Origin of the sequence: Corynebacterium ulcerans (assembly GCF_900187135.1) — a bacterium.
GTDB classification, from domain to species: Bacteria; Actinomycetota; Actinomycetes; order Mycobacteriales; family Mycobacteriaceae; genus Corynebacterium; species Corynebacterium ulcerans.
The window spans coordinates 16,050-32,798 of the sequence record NZ_LT906443.1 but is presented as its reverse complement, the minus strand read 5'-3'; the positions used below and the strand labels follow the sequence as shown (position 1 = coordinate 32,798).

Annotated in this window: 16 protein-coding genes and 1 riboswitch; of the genes, 4 read left to right on the top strand and 12 right to left on the bottom strand. The window is 52.7% G+C overall.

The genetic code is table 11. From position 1 onward, the window contains the following. Positions 1-171: 171 nt before the first annotated feature. The 7 genes from gatB to CKV68_RS00130 all read right to left on the bottom strand — a co-directional run bounded on the left by gatB (position 172) and on the right by CKV68_RS00130 (position 6,971). Positions 172-1,677, bottom strand: coding sequence for an Asp-tRNA(Asn)/Glu-tRNA(Gln) amidotransferase subunit GatB (gene gatB / locus CKV68_RS00160; RefSeq protein WP_095075360.1), 1,506 nt, complete (start codon positions 1,675-1,677; stop codon positions 172-174). A gap of 162 nt (positions 1,678-1,839) precedes the next feature. Then, positions 1,840-2,868 carry an ATP-dependent 6-phosphofructokinase gene (locus CKV68_RS00155; protein ID WP_014525642.1) on the bottom strand — a complete coding sequence of 343 codons (1,029 nt, stop codon included), beginning with the start codon at positions 2,866-2,868 and terminating at the stop codon, positions 1,840-1,842. Between the two features lie 141 nt (positions 2,869-3,009). Next, positions 3,010-3,372 (bottom strand): transcriptional regulator, encoded by a 363-nt coding sequence (locus tag CKV68_RS00150; protein ID WP_095075359.1) that lies wholly within the window; start codon positions 3,370-3,372, stop codon positions 3,010-3,012. A gap of 1 nt (position 3,373) precedes the next feature. Continuing rightward, positions 3,374-3,877, bottom strand: a complete 504-nt coding sequence (locus CKV68_RS00145; protein ID WP_231910440.1) for a hypothetical protein — start codon at positions 3,875-3,877, stop codon at positions 3,374-3,376. Between the two features lie 193 nt (positions 3,878-4,070). Continuing rightward, positions 4,071-5,138 (bottom strand): ABC transporter substrate-binding protein, encoded by a 1,068-nt coding sequence (locus CKV68_RS00140; protein ID WP_014836253.1) that lies wholly within the window; start codon positions 5,136-5,138, stop codon positions 4,071-4,073. A gap of 29 nt (positions 5,139-5,167) precedes the next feature. Next, a complete protein-coding gene (locus CKV68_RS00135; RefSeq protein WP_095075356.1) occupies positions 5,168-5,935 on the bottom strand; it encodes an ABC transporter ATP-binding protein in 768 nt (255 codons plus the stop codon). 1 nt (position 5,936) lies between these two features. Next, positions 5,937-6,971 carry a FecCD family ABC transporter permease gene (locus CKV68_RS00130; RefSeq protein WP_013911305.1) on the bottom strand — a complete coding sequence of 345 codons (1,035 nt, stop codon included), beginning with the start codon at positions 6,969-6,971 and terminating at the stop codon, positions 5,937-5,939. 49 nt (positions 6,972-7,020) lie between these two features. Further along, positions 7,021-7,213: riboswitch (cobalamin riboswitch) on the bottom strand. A 131-nt stretch (positions 7,214-7,344) separates the two neighbouring features. On the opposite strand from CKV68_RS00130, the gene CKV68_RS00125 reads away from it, so the two are divergent. Further along, positions 7,345-7,677, top strand: a complete 333-nt coding sequence (locus tag CKV68_RS00125) for a hypothetical protein (protein ID WP_029975387.1) — start codon at positions 7,345-7,347, stop codon at positions 7,675-7,677. 30 nt (positions 7,678-7,707) lie between these two features. Here the strand turns inward: CKV68_RS00125 and CKV68_RS00120 are convergent, their stop codons facing one another. Further along, positions 7,708-9,156, bottom strand: coding sequence for a DHA2 family efflux MFS transporter permease subunit (locus CKV68_RS00120; RefSeq protein WP_095075355.1), 1,449 nt, complete (start codon positions 9,154-9,156; stop codon positions 7,708-7,710). Between the two features lie 225 nt (positions 9,157-9,381). Between CKV68_RS00120 and CKV68_RS00115 the strand changes: the two genes are divergently transcribed. Further along, a complete protein-coding gene (locus tag CKV68_RS00115) occupies positions 9,382-9,876 on the top strand; it encodes a GNAT family N-acetyltransferase (protein ID WP_029975390.1) in 495 nt (164 codons plus the stop codon). A 117-nt stretch (positions 9,877-9,993) separates the two neighbouring features. On the opposite strand, the gene gatA is transcribed toward CKV68_RS00115, so the two are convergent. Both gatA and gatC read right to left on the bottom strand, forming a co-directional pair. Then, the gene (gene gatA, locus CKV68_RS00110; RefSeq protein WP_014525636.1) at positions 9,994-11,478 is read right to left on the bottom strand and encodes an Asp-tRNA(Asn)/Glu-tRNA(Gln) amidotransferase subunit GatA; all 1,485 of its coding nucleotides are present in this window, start codon (positions 11,476-11,478) and stop codon (positions 9,994-9,996) included. 5 nt (positions 11,479-11,483) lie between these two features. Continuing rightward, positions 11,484-11,777, bottom strand: coding sequence for an Asp-tRNA(Asn)/Glu-tRNA(Gln) amidotransferase subunit GatC (gene gatC, locus CKV68_RS00105; RefSeq protein WP_013911300.1), 294 nt, complete (start codon positions 11,775-11,777; stop codon positions 11,484-11,486). A 399-nt stretch (positions 11,778-12,176) separates the two neighbouring features. Here gatC and CKV68_RS00100 point away from each other — a divergent pair, with 399 nt between their 5' ends. After that, positions 12,177-12,839, top strand: a complete 663-nt coding sequence (locus CKV68_RS00100) for an ACT domain-containing protein (protein WP_013911299.1) — start codon at positions 12,177-12,179, stop codon at positions 12,837-12,839. Between the two features lie 46 nt (positions 12,840-12,885). Here CKV68_RS00100 and ligA read toward each other — a convergent pair whose 3' ends face one another. Further along, positions 12,886-14,985 (bottom strand): NAD-dependent DNA ligase LigA, encoded by a 2,100-nt coding sequence (gene ligA / locus CKV68_RS00095; protein ID WP_414017491.1) that lies wholly within the window; start codon positions 14,983-14,985, stop codon positions 12,886-12,888. 57 nt (positions 14,986-15,042) lie between these two features. On the opposite strand from ligA, the gene CKV68_RS00090 reads away from it, so the two are divergent. Continuing rightward, positions 15,043-15,741: a 3'-5' exonuclease gene (locus CKV68_RS00090; RefSeq protein ID WP_095075354.1), complete on the top strand. Its 699-nt coding sequence runs from the start codon at positions 15,043-15,045 to the stop codon at positions 15,739-15,741. Between the two features lie 23 nt (positions 15,742-15,764). Here the strand turns inward: CKV68_RS00090 and CKV68_RS00085 are convergent, their stop codons facing one another. Beyond that, the gene (locus CKV68_RS00085) at positions 15,765-16,736 is read right to left on the bottom strand and encodes a uroporphyrinogen decarboxylase/cobalamine-independent methonine synthase family protein (RefSeq protein WP_095075353.1); all 972 of its coding nucleotides are present in this window, start codon (positions 16,734-16,736) and stop codon (positions 15,765-15,767) included. Between the last annotated feature and the right edge of the window lie 13 nt (positions 16,737-16,749).

Here is a 16,749-nt window from a genome sequence, read left to right as displayed (position 1 = left end):
GTGTGCGCTCACTCACCGCTCGTTGTCGAGGACAAATACAACACCTTTGAATTTTAATCCAATGACCAAGCACAATGAGGCGTGCCACGATAGCTAGTGGATTTTTACTAGCTATCGTGGCACGCCTCATTGCGTTTTTAGCAGCGCGGAATCATTGCTCTTTTAGCCCAATTAGGCAAGCTTCTCCGCGATGAGCTTATTTACTTGAGCTGGGTCAGCTTTACCTCGGGTAGCCTTCATCACTGCTCCGACGATTGCCCCTGTGACCTTGGTGTTTCCAGCTCGGTACTTTTCTACGATATCGGGATTAGCGGCTAGTGCTTCTTCAACGGCCTTTTCAATTGCACCGTCGTCACGCACAACCTCCAAACCACGAGAAGCAACGACCTGATCAACGTCGCCTTCACCGACAAGGACGCCGTCGACAGCCTGGCGCGCCAGCTTATTGGTCAGTTTTCCTTCTTTAACCAAAGCGGCTACGCGAGCCACCTGAGCTGCGCTAATCGGCAAAGCGTCAAGGTCTGTTCCTTGCTCGTTTGCTTTCTGTGACAAGTAAGCAACCCACCAAGAACGAGCCTCTGCTGGGGTGGCGCCTGCCTCGACAGTTTCAACGATCAGATCAAGCGCGCCTGCGTTAACGAGGTCACGCATCTCCTCGTCTTTGAGGTTCCACTCCTGCTGGATACGCGCACGACGTACCCAAGGAAGTTCAGGAAGCGTCGAACGGATTTCCTCCACCCATTCACGCGGTGCGATAACCGGTGGGAGGTCTGGGTCATTGAAGTAGCGGTAGTCTTCAGCAGTTTCTTTAGGACGTCCCTTGGACGTGGTCCCGTCGGTTTCTTGATAGTGGCGCGTCTCCTGATCGATCGTCCCACCGTCTTCCAAAACCTGAGCCTGACGCTGCATCTCAAAACGCACTGCCTGCTCAACGGACTTCAAGGAGTTAATGTTCTTGGTCTCGGTGCGCGTACCAAATTCAACGGTTCCAACAGGACGCAGCGACACGTTAGCGTCGCATCGCATCGATCCCTGATCCATACGAGCATCAGAAACGCCCAAAGCTTTCACCAAATCCCGAAGCGCTCCCACATACGCACGAGCAACTTCCGGAGCTCGATCTCCAGCGCCTTCAATTGGTTTAGTAACGATCTCGATGAGTGGGATACCTGCACGGTTGCAGTCGACAAGCGAAGCCGTAGCTCCGTGAATACGTCCGTCGGCACCACCGAGGTGAGTCAGTTTTCCGGTGTCTTCTTCCATGTGCGCGCGCTCGATCTCCACGCGCCACGGGGTGCCATCATCCAGTACAACATCAAGGTAGCCATCGTAAGCGATAGGCTCGTCGTATTGTGAAATCTGGTAGTTCTTTGGCTGATCCGGATAAAAGTAGTTCTTACGAGCAAACCGGGAGGACTCTGCAATTTGGCAGTTCAGTGCAAGACCGATCTTAATAGCCCACTCAACGCCTTTGGCGTTAACCACAGGCAACGCACCTGGCAACCCTAGGGAAACTGGGTCAACGTTCGCGTTAGGCTCGGCACCAAAATGCGCCGAGGGAGCAGAAAACATCTTAGTTTCAGTGGCCAACTCCACGTGAACTTCAAGGCCCATGACAGGGTCGAATTTCTCCAGGACCTCATCAAAGTCCATCAGGTCATACATTGCAGCGGTCATGACTCGAAATTCTAGTTCATCGCTACCATTAATGGCTCATTGAGGTTGTCAGAACGATGCTCCCCATGCGAGTACTTAAGCTCGATGCAACTTTCATGAACTAACAGAGCAAAACAATGACCCTTCCTAGGCTTAAAAGTAGGAAGGGTCACCACGAGTCTTTTATCCGAAGAGCGCTCTAGCAGTCCGATACCGGGCCTCAGGAACTACCTTCAACGTTCCTACGGCTTCTTCCAAAGGAATCAAGTCAATATGCTCACCGTGAAGTGCCACCATCTTGCCAAAATCCTGCGTATGGCATGCACGTGCAGCATGGACACCATATCGGGTTGCCAAGACACGATCATAGGCAGTTGGGGTGCCACCACGCTGGATGTGTCCAAGCACGGTAGTACGCACATCGTGGCCTAGGCGCCTCTTTATCTCTTCCCCGATCACCTGACCGATGCCGTTAAAGGTTTGATGGCCAAACTGATCCACGCATCCTTGGTCAAAGCTCATCGTTCCTTCCTTAGGCAAGGCACCCTCAGCAACGACGATAATTCCGTACTTCTCCCCCATTTGGAAACGACGTTCCATTGCTTTGCAGACCTCATTGATATCAAAAGGCTGCTCCGGGATGACTGTATAGTGCGCCCCGCCTGCCATTCCGGCGTGCAGCGCGATCCATCCGACATGGCGTCCCATCACTTCCACAATCATCACGCGGTTGTGGGACTCTGCCGTGGTATGGAGACGGTCAATGGCATCGGTTGCTACTGACACCGCTGTGTCAAAACCGAAGGTGTAATCGGTTCCGTTGACATCATTATCAATAGTTTTTGGCACGCCGACCACGGGGATCCCGTTATCAGAAAGCCACTGAGCACCTTTGAGTGTGCCTTCGCCGCCGATAGGAATCAATGCGTCAATTTCCGCATCTGCCAGATTCTCTTTAATTTGCTCAAGTCCTGCTTTGAACTTATCTGGGTGAAGACGACCAGTTCCCAAGATCGTTCCGCCGCGTAAAAGAATACGATCGATATTTTCATCGTCGTACAGTTGAATGCGTTTGTCTTCCATGAGACCAACCCAACCGTCCTCGTACCCCACAACGGTAGAACCATATTCGGAACACGTGCGGACGATACCGCGGATAACAGCGTTGAGTCCGGGACAATCGCCACCGGAGGTTAAAGTCGCAATTCGCATAGGCTTTAGTCTAGTCCTTCCTGCCACTTTTGTGTTTGTTTATGCCCGCACGGAAACCGCTAGTTCTCTTTTTGTTGCGAATACCCTCGAACCTGTGGGATTTATCACCTGGCCAGAGCCCCCGGACGTCAGCACAAGGTTTCAGAAACCGCCACCACAGCCAGATTGCAAGAGTTGCTTCAGCGCAGCCATATATTCCTCGTATTTCAGAGTCCCCTTTTCTGTAAGAGACACCCACACAACATCTTGAGAACGGCTGGCGCCATAATCACGAAACCGACGCACATATCCTACGGACTCAAGAAAACTTAATTGTTTGGATAGTGATGATTCACTCAAACAGGTAAGTTCCCGAAGCTTAGAAAACTTCATCTCATTACGATCGGGAATCGCTTTTGCCGCCCATAAAGTGGCACAGATTTTCGTCCGCGGCACAGTGTGCAAATATTCGTCCAACAACACAGGGCTAGCGGCTCCCGACGACTGCGTCTCTTTTTCTTCCATATCAAGACATCGCTTCCGAGTACTTGGCAAACCAGAATATGGCCACACCGCTCAACAACGTCGCTAGGATAACGCCCGCCACGATGCCGAAATCTCGTGCTGAAGAGACAAGAAAGGGGCTCAGAATAAGCAGCATGTACCCTGCCAGCGCCCATTTTCGCTGGCCAGGGGGAACGTCGTGAAGCCACCATTGTTGCATGGGCTTCCCGCTACCTCGCACGGCTTGCCGGACTCCTCGTGTCCGATAACCGTACACACCTGCGACAATGAAGATAACCAAAAAGAAGAAAAGTACAGAGATGCTCAGCCAAGGAATCTCAATGAGTTGAGAATAAAAGATGGCCGAGACCAACACTCCCATGAGAGTTCTCCTCCACTGAGGGGAGCTTGCTGAGACTTTGTGTTGAGCATCTTCAGCGGTAGCAAAAAGTTCACGCAGATCCACTTCTGGCTGCTGGAGCTCTTTATTCACTCCTACAGCCCGCGGGAACTGTCTATCATCCATAGCTTTCTCCCCTTTGCGCAGATTGCGGATATGTAGTTTCTTGCTGCGCATTGTCTCAGCTACACAGCGCTGTTCCTCGCAACACATAAAAGGCGAGGAATCCTCGCCTAAAAACGTTACTTTCCCTGATGGAAAATGTACATAGTTTCCATCAGGGAAAGTAATCAAAAGCAATCAGGAGAGATCACATATTTTAGGAAACAAACTCCTGGCCAGCTACAGAGCTAGGAAGAGTCAGCTTTGGAGCCACCTCAGATTGTGGAACAAGGTTGAACTTTTCTAGGCCCTTACGTACGTGCTCGGCAGCATCGATGTTGAGGGAACCTGAAGTCCACATTGTGTACGGCAAGTTGATAAAACGATTCTCTTTTACTGCTGGAAGGTTCTTGGTCGCAGGATTTGCGCGAAGCGCTTCTACTTTTTCATTGAATTCCTGACCTGGGTAATCCACAAAGACAAATGCATCCGGGGTAGCAGAGGCGATCTTTTCCCAGCCCACGCTAGTCCAGGTGTCCTCGATATCACCTGAAGCGTTCTGAGCACCTGCGGCTTCCAGAATTGCTTGCGGAGCACCAAACTTTCCAGAAGTGTAAACAGCATCGCCTCTTCCTGAGTCAAAAACGAAAACGTTAGGCTTCTTGTCTGCTGCCTTGAGCTTCTTCAAAGACTCAAGTCGATCAGTGAGGTCTTTCACCGCAGATTCTGCTGCATCCTTGTTATTTGTGATAGCTCCGATGTTGGAGATATCCATCTGTACAGCTTCCCATGGGTCGTAGACCCCTCGCTTGCTCGAACCATCTTGCTTGCAGGACTCGCTCAAAATGTAAGAAGAGATCCCCTGCTCTTTCAGAGTTTCAGGAGTAAGGTTCTTTTCCTCAGAGAAGCCATAATTCCATCCTGCGATAAAGACATCCGGGTGCTTTGCCACTACGGTTTCAAGGGATGGGTAGTCCTTGGACGTATCATTCAGGGAATCAACCTGCTCGCCGAATTTTGCGCGCAGGATCTCCTTGTCGCGCTGCAACGAGCTAACATATTTGATCTTGTCGCTGGCGCCTGCAGCAAGCGCAATAGAGATGATGTTGCCATCATTGACAAATAGCTCGTTAGCTTTGTCAAAAGTTACTTCCTTGCCGCAGTTAGTGACGGTCACACCGCTGGATTGTGCAGCTGTTGATTCTTTAGCGGAATCGGAAGTAGCGCCCCCACATGCGCTAAGGACAAGGGAGACCCCAAGAATGGGGATAATAGCTTTCTTCATGGTCATGCTCCTTAATAGAGAGAGAAATCTTAAAGTGAATCAATGATGACGTGAGAGCTGCTGGCACCGGGATGCCGGGTTATAAAAGCTTCCACCTCAAATACCTTGCGCAGGGTCTCCGGGATCAGCACACTCTCCGGAGGCCCTGAAGCAACCACGCCACCGTGATCAAGCACCACTACGTGATCAAAATGGCTCATCGCTAGATCGAGATCGTGGACTGTTGCGATGATTGTGCGCCCAGAGTCTCGTAGTACTTTGAGCAAGTGCAACTGGTGGTGCACGTCAAGATGGTTGGTCGGCTCATCAAGAAAAATGAGATCCGTTCCTTGAGCAAATCCGCGAGCAAAAAGCACTCGACGGCGCTGCCCACCAGAAAGCGACGCACATTCCATCGCCGCGCGATCCTGCAAGCCAACAAGTTGCAAGGCATCGTTGACCAAGCGCATTTCTTCCTTGGAATCAAACTGCCACACTTTAGTGTGCGGAAGCCGGCCCAGGCAGACTGCTTCTTTTACAGTCAAATCTCCGGGAGGAGTCTCCTCCTGCCCCACGAAAGTTAGCGCCTTTGCCCGCTGTTTTGACCGCATGGAATGTACGTCAACATCGTCTATGAAAACCTTGCCGGCATGCGGTTTCCGGATTCCGGCAAGGACGCGCAAAAGAGTTGACTTTCCTACTCCATTGACGCCGACTATTGCTGTCATGGTGCCGCTGTCCACCGTAAAGTCAACATCCCGGAGCAATACTGTCCGGTCAAATCCACACGCAATGCCTGCTGCTTGAAAACGTGTCATTTTAGTCTTGCCCCCCAAAATGATAGTTTTTTCTTCCCATAAGAATCAGGAAGAGCGGCGCTCCGATAACTCCAGTGACCACGCCCAGCGGAATCTCCTGTGGCGGTGCGGCAACGCGGGCGAGCACGTCAACCCAGACCATAAAAAGCGCACCAAACACTGCAGCGATAGGCAAAAGACGCCGATGAAGCGAACCAACGAGTATTCGCGCCAGGTGCGGAATTACCAGGCCCACAAATCCAATGCCGCCAGCCACAGCAACCATGGCACCTACGAGGAGAGCTTGCACAAAAAACAGGCCTTGGCGCAGCAACCCCACCCGAACGCCTAAAGCGGCAGCCGTGTCTGGGCCTGCAGCAAGAGCATCCATCTGGCGACTACTCAGCATCAAAATAACAAAAGCGACAAGCACCACAACTGCCGGTATGAGGAGCTTGTTCCATTGTCCTCCGGCAACTGATCCGAGCATCCAGAACATCACGCCCTGCGCAGCGCGAGCGTCAGGTCCTTTAAACACCAAAAAACTAGCAAGCGCGGAGAAAGCGGAAGACAGAACCACGCCTGAGAGGATGAGGCGCAGTGGCGTCAGCCCACCTTGAGCAATAGTCACCGCATACACAGTTAACGTGGCCACAAGTGCACCAATCAAAGCACCAGCTGAGAGCGAATAAAGGCCAAAACCGCTCAAGACGCCAAACACGAGTACTGCGGTTGCACCTACACTCGCGCCGGAAGAAATACCCAGCAAATACGGGTCAGCCAGCGGATTTCGGACAAGCGTTTGCATAGTCACACCGGCAAGGGCCAACCCCGCTCCTACGATAAGCGCAAGCAAACCACGGGGTGCCCGAAGCTCCCAAACCACTGCGTCTACTGCTTGATCGGAATAGGTCTCCCCTGCAAGGTGCTGGCGCACCACTTCCCACACTTCCGAGCGTGAATAATCAACTGACCCAAAAGACAAAGACACCACAAAACTCAGTGCGGCTAGTCCTGCAATAATCAGGAAAAGCGCTGGAGTGGCAATTTTACGCACTACAAGACCCACTTGAGTCAGTCTGTCCACCTAAATCGCGAGGCAGCAGAACAAGCCTGCTGACTAAGCCGGTCTTCGGACTTGGATACTCAAGCCCACAATTACGCCCTTCCCAGGAATCTAAGCCCAGTGGTATCTCAAGGTAATTGAAGTTGTATCCTCACCGCTGCGCGCCAGTTCTGGTTTTGCACCAGATTCCCGATGTGGCGCTATAGCCACTCACTCAGTCACTGAAAGTCTTCTACATTATAAATAGCAAGATCCTAAGAAAACGAATCTCTCACTGCGACACCCCCGACGCAAAAGCGTATCGACGCCCTCTCCTACCAAACGCTCACATCGCACAAACATCTCAGCCTGTAGCATGAGCAACATGGCACAATTTATGGGTTTTGACATCAAACCTCCCGCGGAGGTCAACACATCTGCAGTTGTTGCTAGTGGCCTTATAGGAGGCTGGCTCACTGCACGCGAGACCGGTATACGACCACTTGGTGGCATCGTCCTAGCAGCCGCAGGCGTGTGGGCAGGACGTTCTTGGTGGGCCCAAGGCGGAGCCCCACTGACATCTGCTCTCGCTGCAACCTACATTGGAGCATTCGGACTTAGCCATCCGCTTGCGAAAAAGATCGGCGCATGGCCTGCAGTACTGACGGTCACCGCTGCAACTGCAACAGTCTCCTACGCATTATCGGATACTCGTTAAGCCGCTTTCTGGCGGTGTTCCCAAGGCTGGCTAGCTGTTTTCTCTAGCTAAAAGAGCAGAAATAATGCCGAAGATGAGGAATCCTGCACCTACCAAAACGGCTTCGCCGTAGGCCGAGCTTGGGCTTGCAACCATGATTCGCCACTGCAATACTGCCCCGATAGCTGCTGATCCCATGACCGATCCGATCTGGCGTGTGGTGTTATACACGCCAGATCCCACTCCCATGTGGTGCAAGGGAAGATCCCGCATCGTCGATGTAGAGTTGGGCGACCATACAAACGCATTGCCCAGCCCGTAGATAATAAACGCGAGAAGAACCCAATAAACAGAAACCTCGAGAATCATCACAAGTGCAACGCTTCCAAGCCCAATAGCCATCGTCGTAAAGCCAAAAGCTGCTATGTGATGGGGCGAACGCTTATCTGAAAGCTTGCCGATGAACGGGGAAAATATCACAGATATGAGTGCTTGCGGGACTAAAAATAGGCCTGCTTGCAACGCTGATAACCCATGCACCTGCTGTAAAAACAACATGATTGGCAAAGGCGTACCCGCGATAGCAAAACCCATAGCAGTAATGCCGATATTTCCTAGCGAAAAATTGCGGATCGAGAAAAGTGACAAAGGCATCAAAGCATCTTTTCCTGCTTTTTCTGCCCGCTCTTGCTGGTAAACAAACAATACGGTAACAACAAGTCCGACTAAGATGAGAACCCAGATCCACCAGCCCCAACCGGCATTTTCACCCTCTTGGAGGGCAAACACAAGAGAAAAAACAGCGATAACAGAGAGCACCATGCTCAGGCCGTCGATGCTGCGATTAGTCGGCCGCAACCGTGGCACTAGACGGATCACAGACCAGACTGACACGATCCCAAGTGGAACGTTGATAAAAAAGATCCACTGCCAGCCAAACGAAGCCGTAATAAAGCCGCCGAGAATAGGGCCAGTGAGAGTAGCCAAGCCCGCCACGCTGCCCCATACTCCTAATGCGGCTCCTCGTCGTTCACGAGCAAACATCCGATTAATCAGGCTCATAGTTTGCGGTGTAAGGAGGGAAGCCCCTAGGCCTTGCACCGCCCGAGCAAGAATCAACGTGATCATATTCGGGGCAAAGCCACACGCCAGGGAGCTCAGCGTAAACACGACCATTCCAGCGACATACACGTTTCGTGGACCGAAGCGATCACCGAGACGTCCCGTGATAAGGAGGGGAACAGCAAAGGTGAGGAGATACGCCGAAGTTACCCAGATGACCTCGTTATACGATGCGCCCAACTCTTTTTGCAACGCTGGCGTAGCCACCACCACGATGGTTTGATCAAGCAGGATCATAAAGAATCCAATGCACAATGCAATCAGTGCTGGCCACGCCTCTTTTTCTGAAAGAGGCATCGCCGGATAGGAATCCAAACCTTGTGAGCTATATCTTCCCGCATCAGGATCAACGTGCTTGTCACGGGACTCGACGCTCATAGGGCGTTCCTTCTTTCTATGAACCTGGGGATACCTTCTTGCTCAACGCATCGAGCATCTGACGGTAACAGAAGAAGACCCCCAGTGTGCGTCGCTACTCGCTCTTCTCCTACGAATACGTCATCCGCGCTCTACAGACTAAAGGTAATCTAGGCAGCTTCCACACCAATGCTCATTGTGCTCGTCCCACAATACACCGCGACACTACGTATACACTCTGCTGTCATGACCGAACAGAATATTGTCCTTCTCCCAACACGCGAGGCAGACCGCACCTATATTGCACGACTCAACTTCCTCACGGATGTGTATGGTGATGAAACCTCCGAGCTAAGCCAAAACTTTATTAACGACACATATTTTTATATAGATCAGTGGGACCCCACAGATGGCGGTTTTATCGCCTGGGACAATAACAGGATTCCTGCCGGCGGTGCTTGGCTACTGTGGGGAACCGCAACCAACCACGGCTACGGTTACGTCAACGAGGAGATCCCCGAGGTTGCCATTGCCATCGAGTCGAGATTTCGCGGCACAGGCGTAGCCTCTCTCCTACTCAACGCCGCCATAACGTTAGCTAAAAATCTAGGAGCGCCGGGCATCTCGCTCTCCGTGGATAAAGCAAACACCAAGGCTCACCAGGTTTATTCACACCTTGGTTTCTCCGAGGTGACTTTTGATGAGGCCTCAGGTTTTTATGTGATGCAGATCTTGTTCTGAAGTCTCCATCATGTAGCCCCTAGGTATTGGAGATAGCAAAGACCCCTTTCAGCACCCAGTACGTTAAAAACAGTGAGTGAAGAAAGGGGCCGTGGCGTGAGAATTCCTCAGAGAAGTTTACTTGCGACCTGCTTCAAATGCGGCGCCCACCTTGTACAGGCGGTCATCGCAGAATGCTGGTGCCATGATTTGCAAGCCCACGGGCAGCCCCGTGTCTTTTGCCAATCCTGCAGGAACAGACATTCCGCACAAGCCGGCAAGATTCAACGGCAGGGTGCACAAATCAAAGTTGTACATAGCTAGGGGATCAGAGATTTTCTCGCCGAGCTTAAAGGCAGTGGTCGGCGTGGTTGGGGAAACCAAGACGTCGCACTTTTCATAAGCCGCAGCAAAATCTTGAGCGATAAGGGTACGTACGCGCTGTGCTTGCAGGTAATACGCATCGTAGTAACCCACAGAAAGCGCATAAGTTCCTAGAATAATGCGGCGCTTTACCTCAGGACCAAATCCAGCCGCACGAGACAGAGACATGACTTCATCCGCCGAATGCGATCCATCGTCGCCTTCGCGCAGACCGTAACGCATACCGTCGAAACGCGCCAGGTTGGAGGAAACCTCACATGGCAGGATCAGATAGTACGCTGCCAGAGCATCGTCAAAGTGTGGGCAATCAACTTCCACGATCTCCGCACCCTGGGACGTAAGCTGTTCCACGGCGGCATGGAATTGCTCCAGTACTCCCGGCTGATAACCGTCGCGGTCGAATTGCTTGACCACACCAATTTTCACGCCGCTCAGATCTCCGTTTGCACCTTCTCGCGCTGCTGCTACCACAGGAGCAACTGGCCGATCTACGCTGGTAGCGTCATATTTATCATGGCCTGCAATGACTTCGTGGAGCAATGCGGTGTCCAGAACGGTTCTTGCGGTTGGCCCGCCTTGATCTAGCGACGATGCACAGGCCACCAAGCCGTAGCGAGAGACAGTGCCATAGGTTGGCTTCACTCCCACCGTGTTGGTTAGGGCTGCCGGCTGGCGGATGGAACCGCCTGTGTCGGTGCCGATACCGAGTGGTGCTTCACCGGATGCAAGCGCTGCGGATGTACCGCCACCGGAGCCGCCTGGTGTGCGGTCGGTGTCCCATGGGTTGCGGGTTGGGCCGTAAGCGGAGTTTTCCGTGGACGAGCCCATGGCGAACTCATCCATGTTTGTCTTACCCAAAATCGGAATGCCTGCGGCACGAAGTTTCTTGGTGACGGTTGCGTCATAAGGCGCAACATAGCCTTCCAACATCTTTGAAGCACATGTGGTGGGTGCATCCGTGGTAACAAAGACGTCTTTGAGGGCAATAGGCACACCCGCAAGTGCAGATGCCGGAGCTTCTCCACGGTCTAAGGCGGCGTCCACCTCGTCGGCAGCAGCAAGCGCTTCCGCAGCACCTACATGCAAGAATGCGTTAAGAGTGGGATCGACCTCAGCGATACGGTCAAGATGAGCTTGGGTGACCTCACGCGAGGTAACCTCACGGGAATGAATCTTCTGGGCGAGTTCGGCAGCAGAAAGTGATGTGAGTCCGGACTCCGGCACGAGATAATTGGTCATTCGGACTACTCCCCTAGAATCTGTGGAACGACGAAACGCTGTTGGTCAACAGCCGGAGCCTGATCAAGAGCCTGCTCTGGAGTCATAATCTGTTCAATTACGTCTTCACGCATGGTGGTCTTAATCGAGTGCGGGTGACTCATCGGCTCTACCCCCTCTGCAGCGACTTTTTGAACAGCGCTCACGTTACCGATGATGCCGTCAATCTGCGCTGCAAATCGGTCGAGTTCTTCGTCAGTCAATGCCAAGCGCGATAACTTGGCCAGGTGTGCGACTTCATCGCGCGAAATCTCAGGCACTTTTCGTCGATCCTTCTCACATTGGGTACTAATTAAAATACGTAAACCTACATGCCACGCTCTACCGGCACGAGGTCATTGTCATTCTTGAACATACTACTGCACAGGTTCCCTGCTTCAGCATCTGCACCGGGCTAGCCCCTAGGAAACCGCTTTGTGACTTTCCTAATGCCCCTTAAGACATTTCATTCACCGGTTTTCCGTCGCACAAGATTAATGGGACTTTCCCTTATAGAATCGATAAACATTGTAAATACTGTCCCCTAGAGCGCCACCACATAACGTAGACAACGTATTATTATCGGCGCCTAGTATTTGATAGGTATTTTCCAAATCCCGTCCGACATACCGGACTTACGTTTTTAACGGAGCTGCGCCCTAGAAAGGCGATGATTGTTCATGTCCTACCTCATTCGTGTTCATATCCCCGATGCGCCAGGTAGCCTCGGACGCTTAGCAGAGGCCATTGGACTTGTCGACGGCAATATTTCCTCCGTAGACGTCGTCGAGTCTTTTCCCGACGGCACCGTCATGGACGATATGGTGATCGAGCTTCCTGCAGGCACGATGGCGGACGCTTTAATCACAGCCGCTCACGAGGTAGAGGGCGTAGACGTCGATTCCATTCGTCCATTTTCTGGCCGTGTTGATCGTCGTGGGCAAATCGCAATGCTGGCGTCGGTTGCCGGGGCTAATACACATTCTGATTCCTTGGCAAAACTCGTTAACAATATGCCGCAGGCGCTTACTTCTACGTGGGCAGTGCTTCTCGACGTCCACGGCGGTGTCACCCGTGTCACCGCTTCTATCGCTGCCCCTGAAGACGACGGGTCCAGCCCCGACATAGTCCCCATCCAACAAGCTCGCACACTCATTCCTGAGTCCGAGCCGTGGATCCCACAGTCGTGGGGGCTCCTAGATTCCTCCCTTGCTGCAGCCCCGCTCATCGGGACAAACCTTGTGCTTGTCATCGGGCGTGTGGGCGGACCGGATTACCTCAGCAGTGAGGTGGAACACCTAGGAAACCTGGGAACGATCCTTGGCAGGATTTTGAATAAATAAGACAGGTGTAGAGAGCGTCTCCCCCACTGCTCTCTACACCTGATGCTTATGCCGACCCGTTTTCTAGTAGTTGGATAAAGCCAGCTTCATCGAGAATGGTGAGTCCGAGTTCTCGCGCTTTGGTTTCCTTAGAACCAGCGTTTTCTCCGACAACAACATAGTCAGTTTTTTTAGAAACCGATGTGGATGCCTTACCGCCACGGCTAATAATGGCTTCTTTAGCAGAGTCGCGGCTAAATCCTTCCAAAGAACCAGTAACAACAACAGTCATGCCTGCCAATGTCTGTTCCGGTAGTTGAGAGGTCTCTTCGGCCATAGTCACGCCGGCGAGAGCCCACTGTTCTACGATGTGGACGTGCCAATCAAGCTCGAACCAATCCTTGAAGCTTTGTGCAATGATGGCCCCTACGCCTTCAGTATCGGCGATTTCTTCCGCGCTGGCTGCGCGCAATGCGTCCATAGAGTGATAGCGGGCAGCTAGAGCTCGAGCGGCGGTGGGACCAACGTGCCTAATGGATAGTGCAACGAGAACCCGCCAAAGGTCAGCTTTTTTCGATTGTTCTAAGTTGGCCAGCAGCTTGGCCCCTGTAGCATTTAGTGTCTTTTTCTTTGTTGTGTACACACGGGTCTTGAGAAGGTCTTCTTCTGTGAGATTAAACAACCCGGCTTCGTCGATAAGCACGCCCGTCCGGATAAGATCCTCCGCCGCTTTTTCTCCCAAAGCCTCAATATCAAAGGCACCACGCCCTGCGAGATAGGTTAGACGTGTGCTGAGCTGAGCCGGGCATGACTGAGAATTGGGGCAGCGCCAGTCCGCATCATCCTCTTTTTGGGGAGCAAGCCGGGTACCGCAGGTAGGGCACAACGTGGGGAAAATAAACTCACGTTCAGTCCCGTCTCGCTTTTCCACTACCGGTCCAAGGACTTCTGGGATCACCTCACCGGCTTTGCGGATCACCACGGTGTCTCCTATGAGCACCCCTTTACGTTTTACTTCCGTTTGGTTATGCAGCGTTGCCATGGACACAGTGGATCCGGCAACAAAGACGGGACGCATAACAGCGAAAGGTGTGACACGCCCGGTCCTTCCTACTCCCACCTGAATGTCTACAAGCTCCGTGGTGACTTCTTCTGGCGGATATTTGTAGGCGATAGCCCAGCGAGGGGCTCTAGCTGTAGCGCCCAATGCCCGCTGCTCTGAGATGCTATCTACTTTGACTACAACACCGTCCATCTCATGTGCTGCGTCGTGACGGTGTTCCGCCCAATACAGAACCTTTTCCTGTACCTCTGCTGCCGAGTGAACCAGCTCGGTATAGGGAGACACAGGCAATCCCCACGCCGCCAACGCCTCGTACGCGTGATACTGCGACGCTGGGGTAAAGCCTTTGGTAGCGCCAAGCCCATGACAGATCATCCGAAGTCGGCGCTTTTTAACAGCCTCAACGTCTTTTTGTCTCAATGACCCGGCAGCAGCATTTCGCGGATTAGCAAAGGGTTTTCCCCCCTCTAATTGGCGTTGCTCGTTAACCGCTGCAAAGTCTTCTACGGCGATGAAGACTTCGCCTCGAACTTCCAAGAGCTCGGGAACAGGGAACTCTGCGCTTTCACTAAGCAGGTGCGGTACATCCGCAATCACTTTTGCGTTTTCCGTGACGTCTTCGCCTATCCGGCCGTCGCCCCGGGTAGCCGCACGCCATAATTTCCCCTCGCGGTAGATGAGATCCAGCGAGAGTCCGTCGATCTTTAGCTCGGTAAGGTACGACTGAGCTGGTGTTCTTTGGAGCCAGTCGGAAAGCTCCGCAGCATCAAACACGTTATCCAAGCTCATGAGGCGTTCTAGGTGCTCTACGTTATTAAAACTAGAGCCCAAAGCCACAGGCGCTCCGACTTCTAGCGTAGGGCTATCTGGAACTGCAAGCTCGGGATGTTCTGCTTCAAGCCTTTGGAGTGCCTGAAACAGTGCATCAAATTCTTGGTCACTGATCTCAGGTGTGCCGTTGTAGTACGCATCACGGTGATACCGCACTTGTTCGGCGAGTTCGTCCCATTGTCTGCGGAGTTCGATATTGGAATCAGTCACGCTAGCTAGTTTATCGTTGGTGCTTAACTTCAGCGGCTTCTGACCCCATACGCTGCCCTTCATTGCTGATGAGCCACCGGGTTACACCGGGTGTTGAAGGGATTGTCTAGGGTGTGAGTCATGAACTCTCTTGACCCTAATGTTGCTGTCTTTGATCCGATGAAAGTCCTAAGCTTTGACCTCGAGACCACCTCTGCGAATCCCCATGAAGCTCGCATCGTGTCCTCTGCACTCGTCAGGATCGATAGCAATGGTGCCCACCCACAGGAACTTCTGGCAGACCCTGGAATAGAAATTCCCGAGGAAGCCACAAAGGTTCACGGCATCACCACGGAATATGCACGCGAGCACGGGCGTCCACATGAAGAAGTGCTACAGGAAACCGTGGCGGCCATCCAACAAGCGTGGGCTGACGGCCTTACACTCATTGTTTATAACGCTGCCTATGACCTCACGGTGTTAAGAAAGCTCACTGGTGATTTTGTTGTTACCGGCCCAGTGTTTGACCCTTACGTCATGGATAAAGCCCTCGACCGGTTCCGCCGAGGCAAGCGCACGCTTACGGATCTCTGCCAGCACTACAACGTGCGTTTAGACAACGCTCATGAGGCTACCTCCGATGCACTCGCGGCGGCGCGCATAGCGTGGATGCAAGCAAATCGAAACTTTAAAGAGGAGATTTCTCAAAAATCCCTCAATGAGCTCATGGAATTCCAAGCCGTCGAATACTACGAATTTCAGACGAACCTCAAAAACTATTTTGAGGGCAAGGGCAAAGACGCATCCTCTATCAATACGTCCTGGCCAATGCAGGGCTGAACCGTACTACCGCTCACCCAAAACTAAAGATCGCCCGCATCACGCTGCAGAATCTCCTCGACTTCCCGCAAGGTGGCCAAATCATGGGCCACCTCCACAAGAGTTGTGTCAATCCTAGGAGCAGACTGGGTTATATCTGCGTGCGCCAAGGCATGACGTTCTATACCGAGCTCGTCGTAGAACCTGGCCACAGCAATAGCAAGATCGCGGGCATTCATACCGTAAAGCCCTAAACCAGCGCGCATTCCCGACGCAAGTGCTTCCCCGAAGGCGTCGAGAAGCCTCGTTCCTCTCACGCGAGTAGGAGAGATGAGGATTTGATCTACTACTGCAAGAACAGCAACGTCCACGTTGGGTTCCCTGCCAGTCTCATCAAGTAGCACCAGGTCTACGTTCTCTCCGCGCACCGCTTCTACAACGCCGGCAAGACGTTCCCCTAGGTCTTTAGGGTGAACGGCTGGGATCGTATCAAAATCACTCGTGCCCTGGATCTCACCACGGCGTAACGCAGAAAGCGCTGGTTCATCGATGTGTATGCGGATGTGAGCGTCGAAACGCTTATGCAAGTCAGATACGTGTTCTCTCACCCCATGCGTCAGAGCCTCTGTAATGTCTCTCAGTGCGCCAGAATCAGTGACGGCTCGATGCCCATTGGGAAGTTCCATGTGAGCCGCCAACGTCCAAGGGCCCAACACTTGCGCTTTGAGCATAGGGGTACTTCCCCACTGACCTTGCAACTGATCCAGGTCTTCCTCCATGCGGTCCCAGATCCGGTGAGTGAGTAGCTGCGGCCGCGCGCTCAAGCGCCAGGACCTTGGCCCCTTTTCTACCGGAAGATCAGGCATCAACGTACACGTCCGGCCGACAGCATCGGATCCTAGACCGCGACTAGGAAGCTGCGGAAGTGCTCTCATATCTCCGGTTTCGCCTGCAATAACATCTGCAGCATCGATCATGCTCGTACCAGGCATAGGGCCTAAAGCGAATGTTGCCATAGAAAATCTCTCC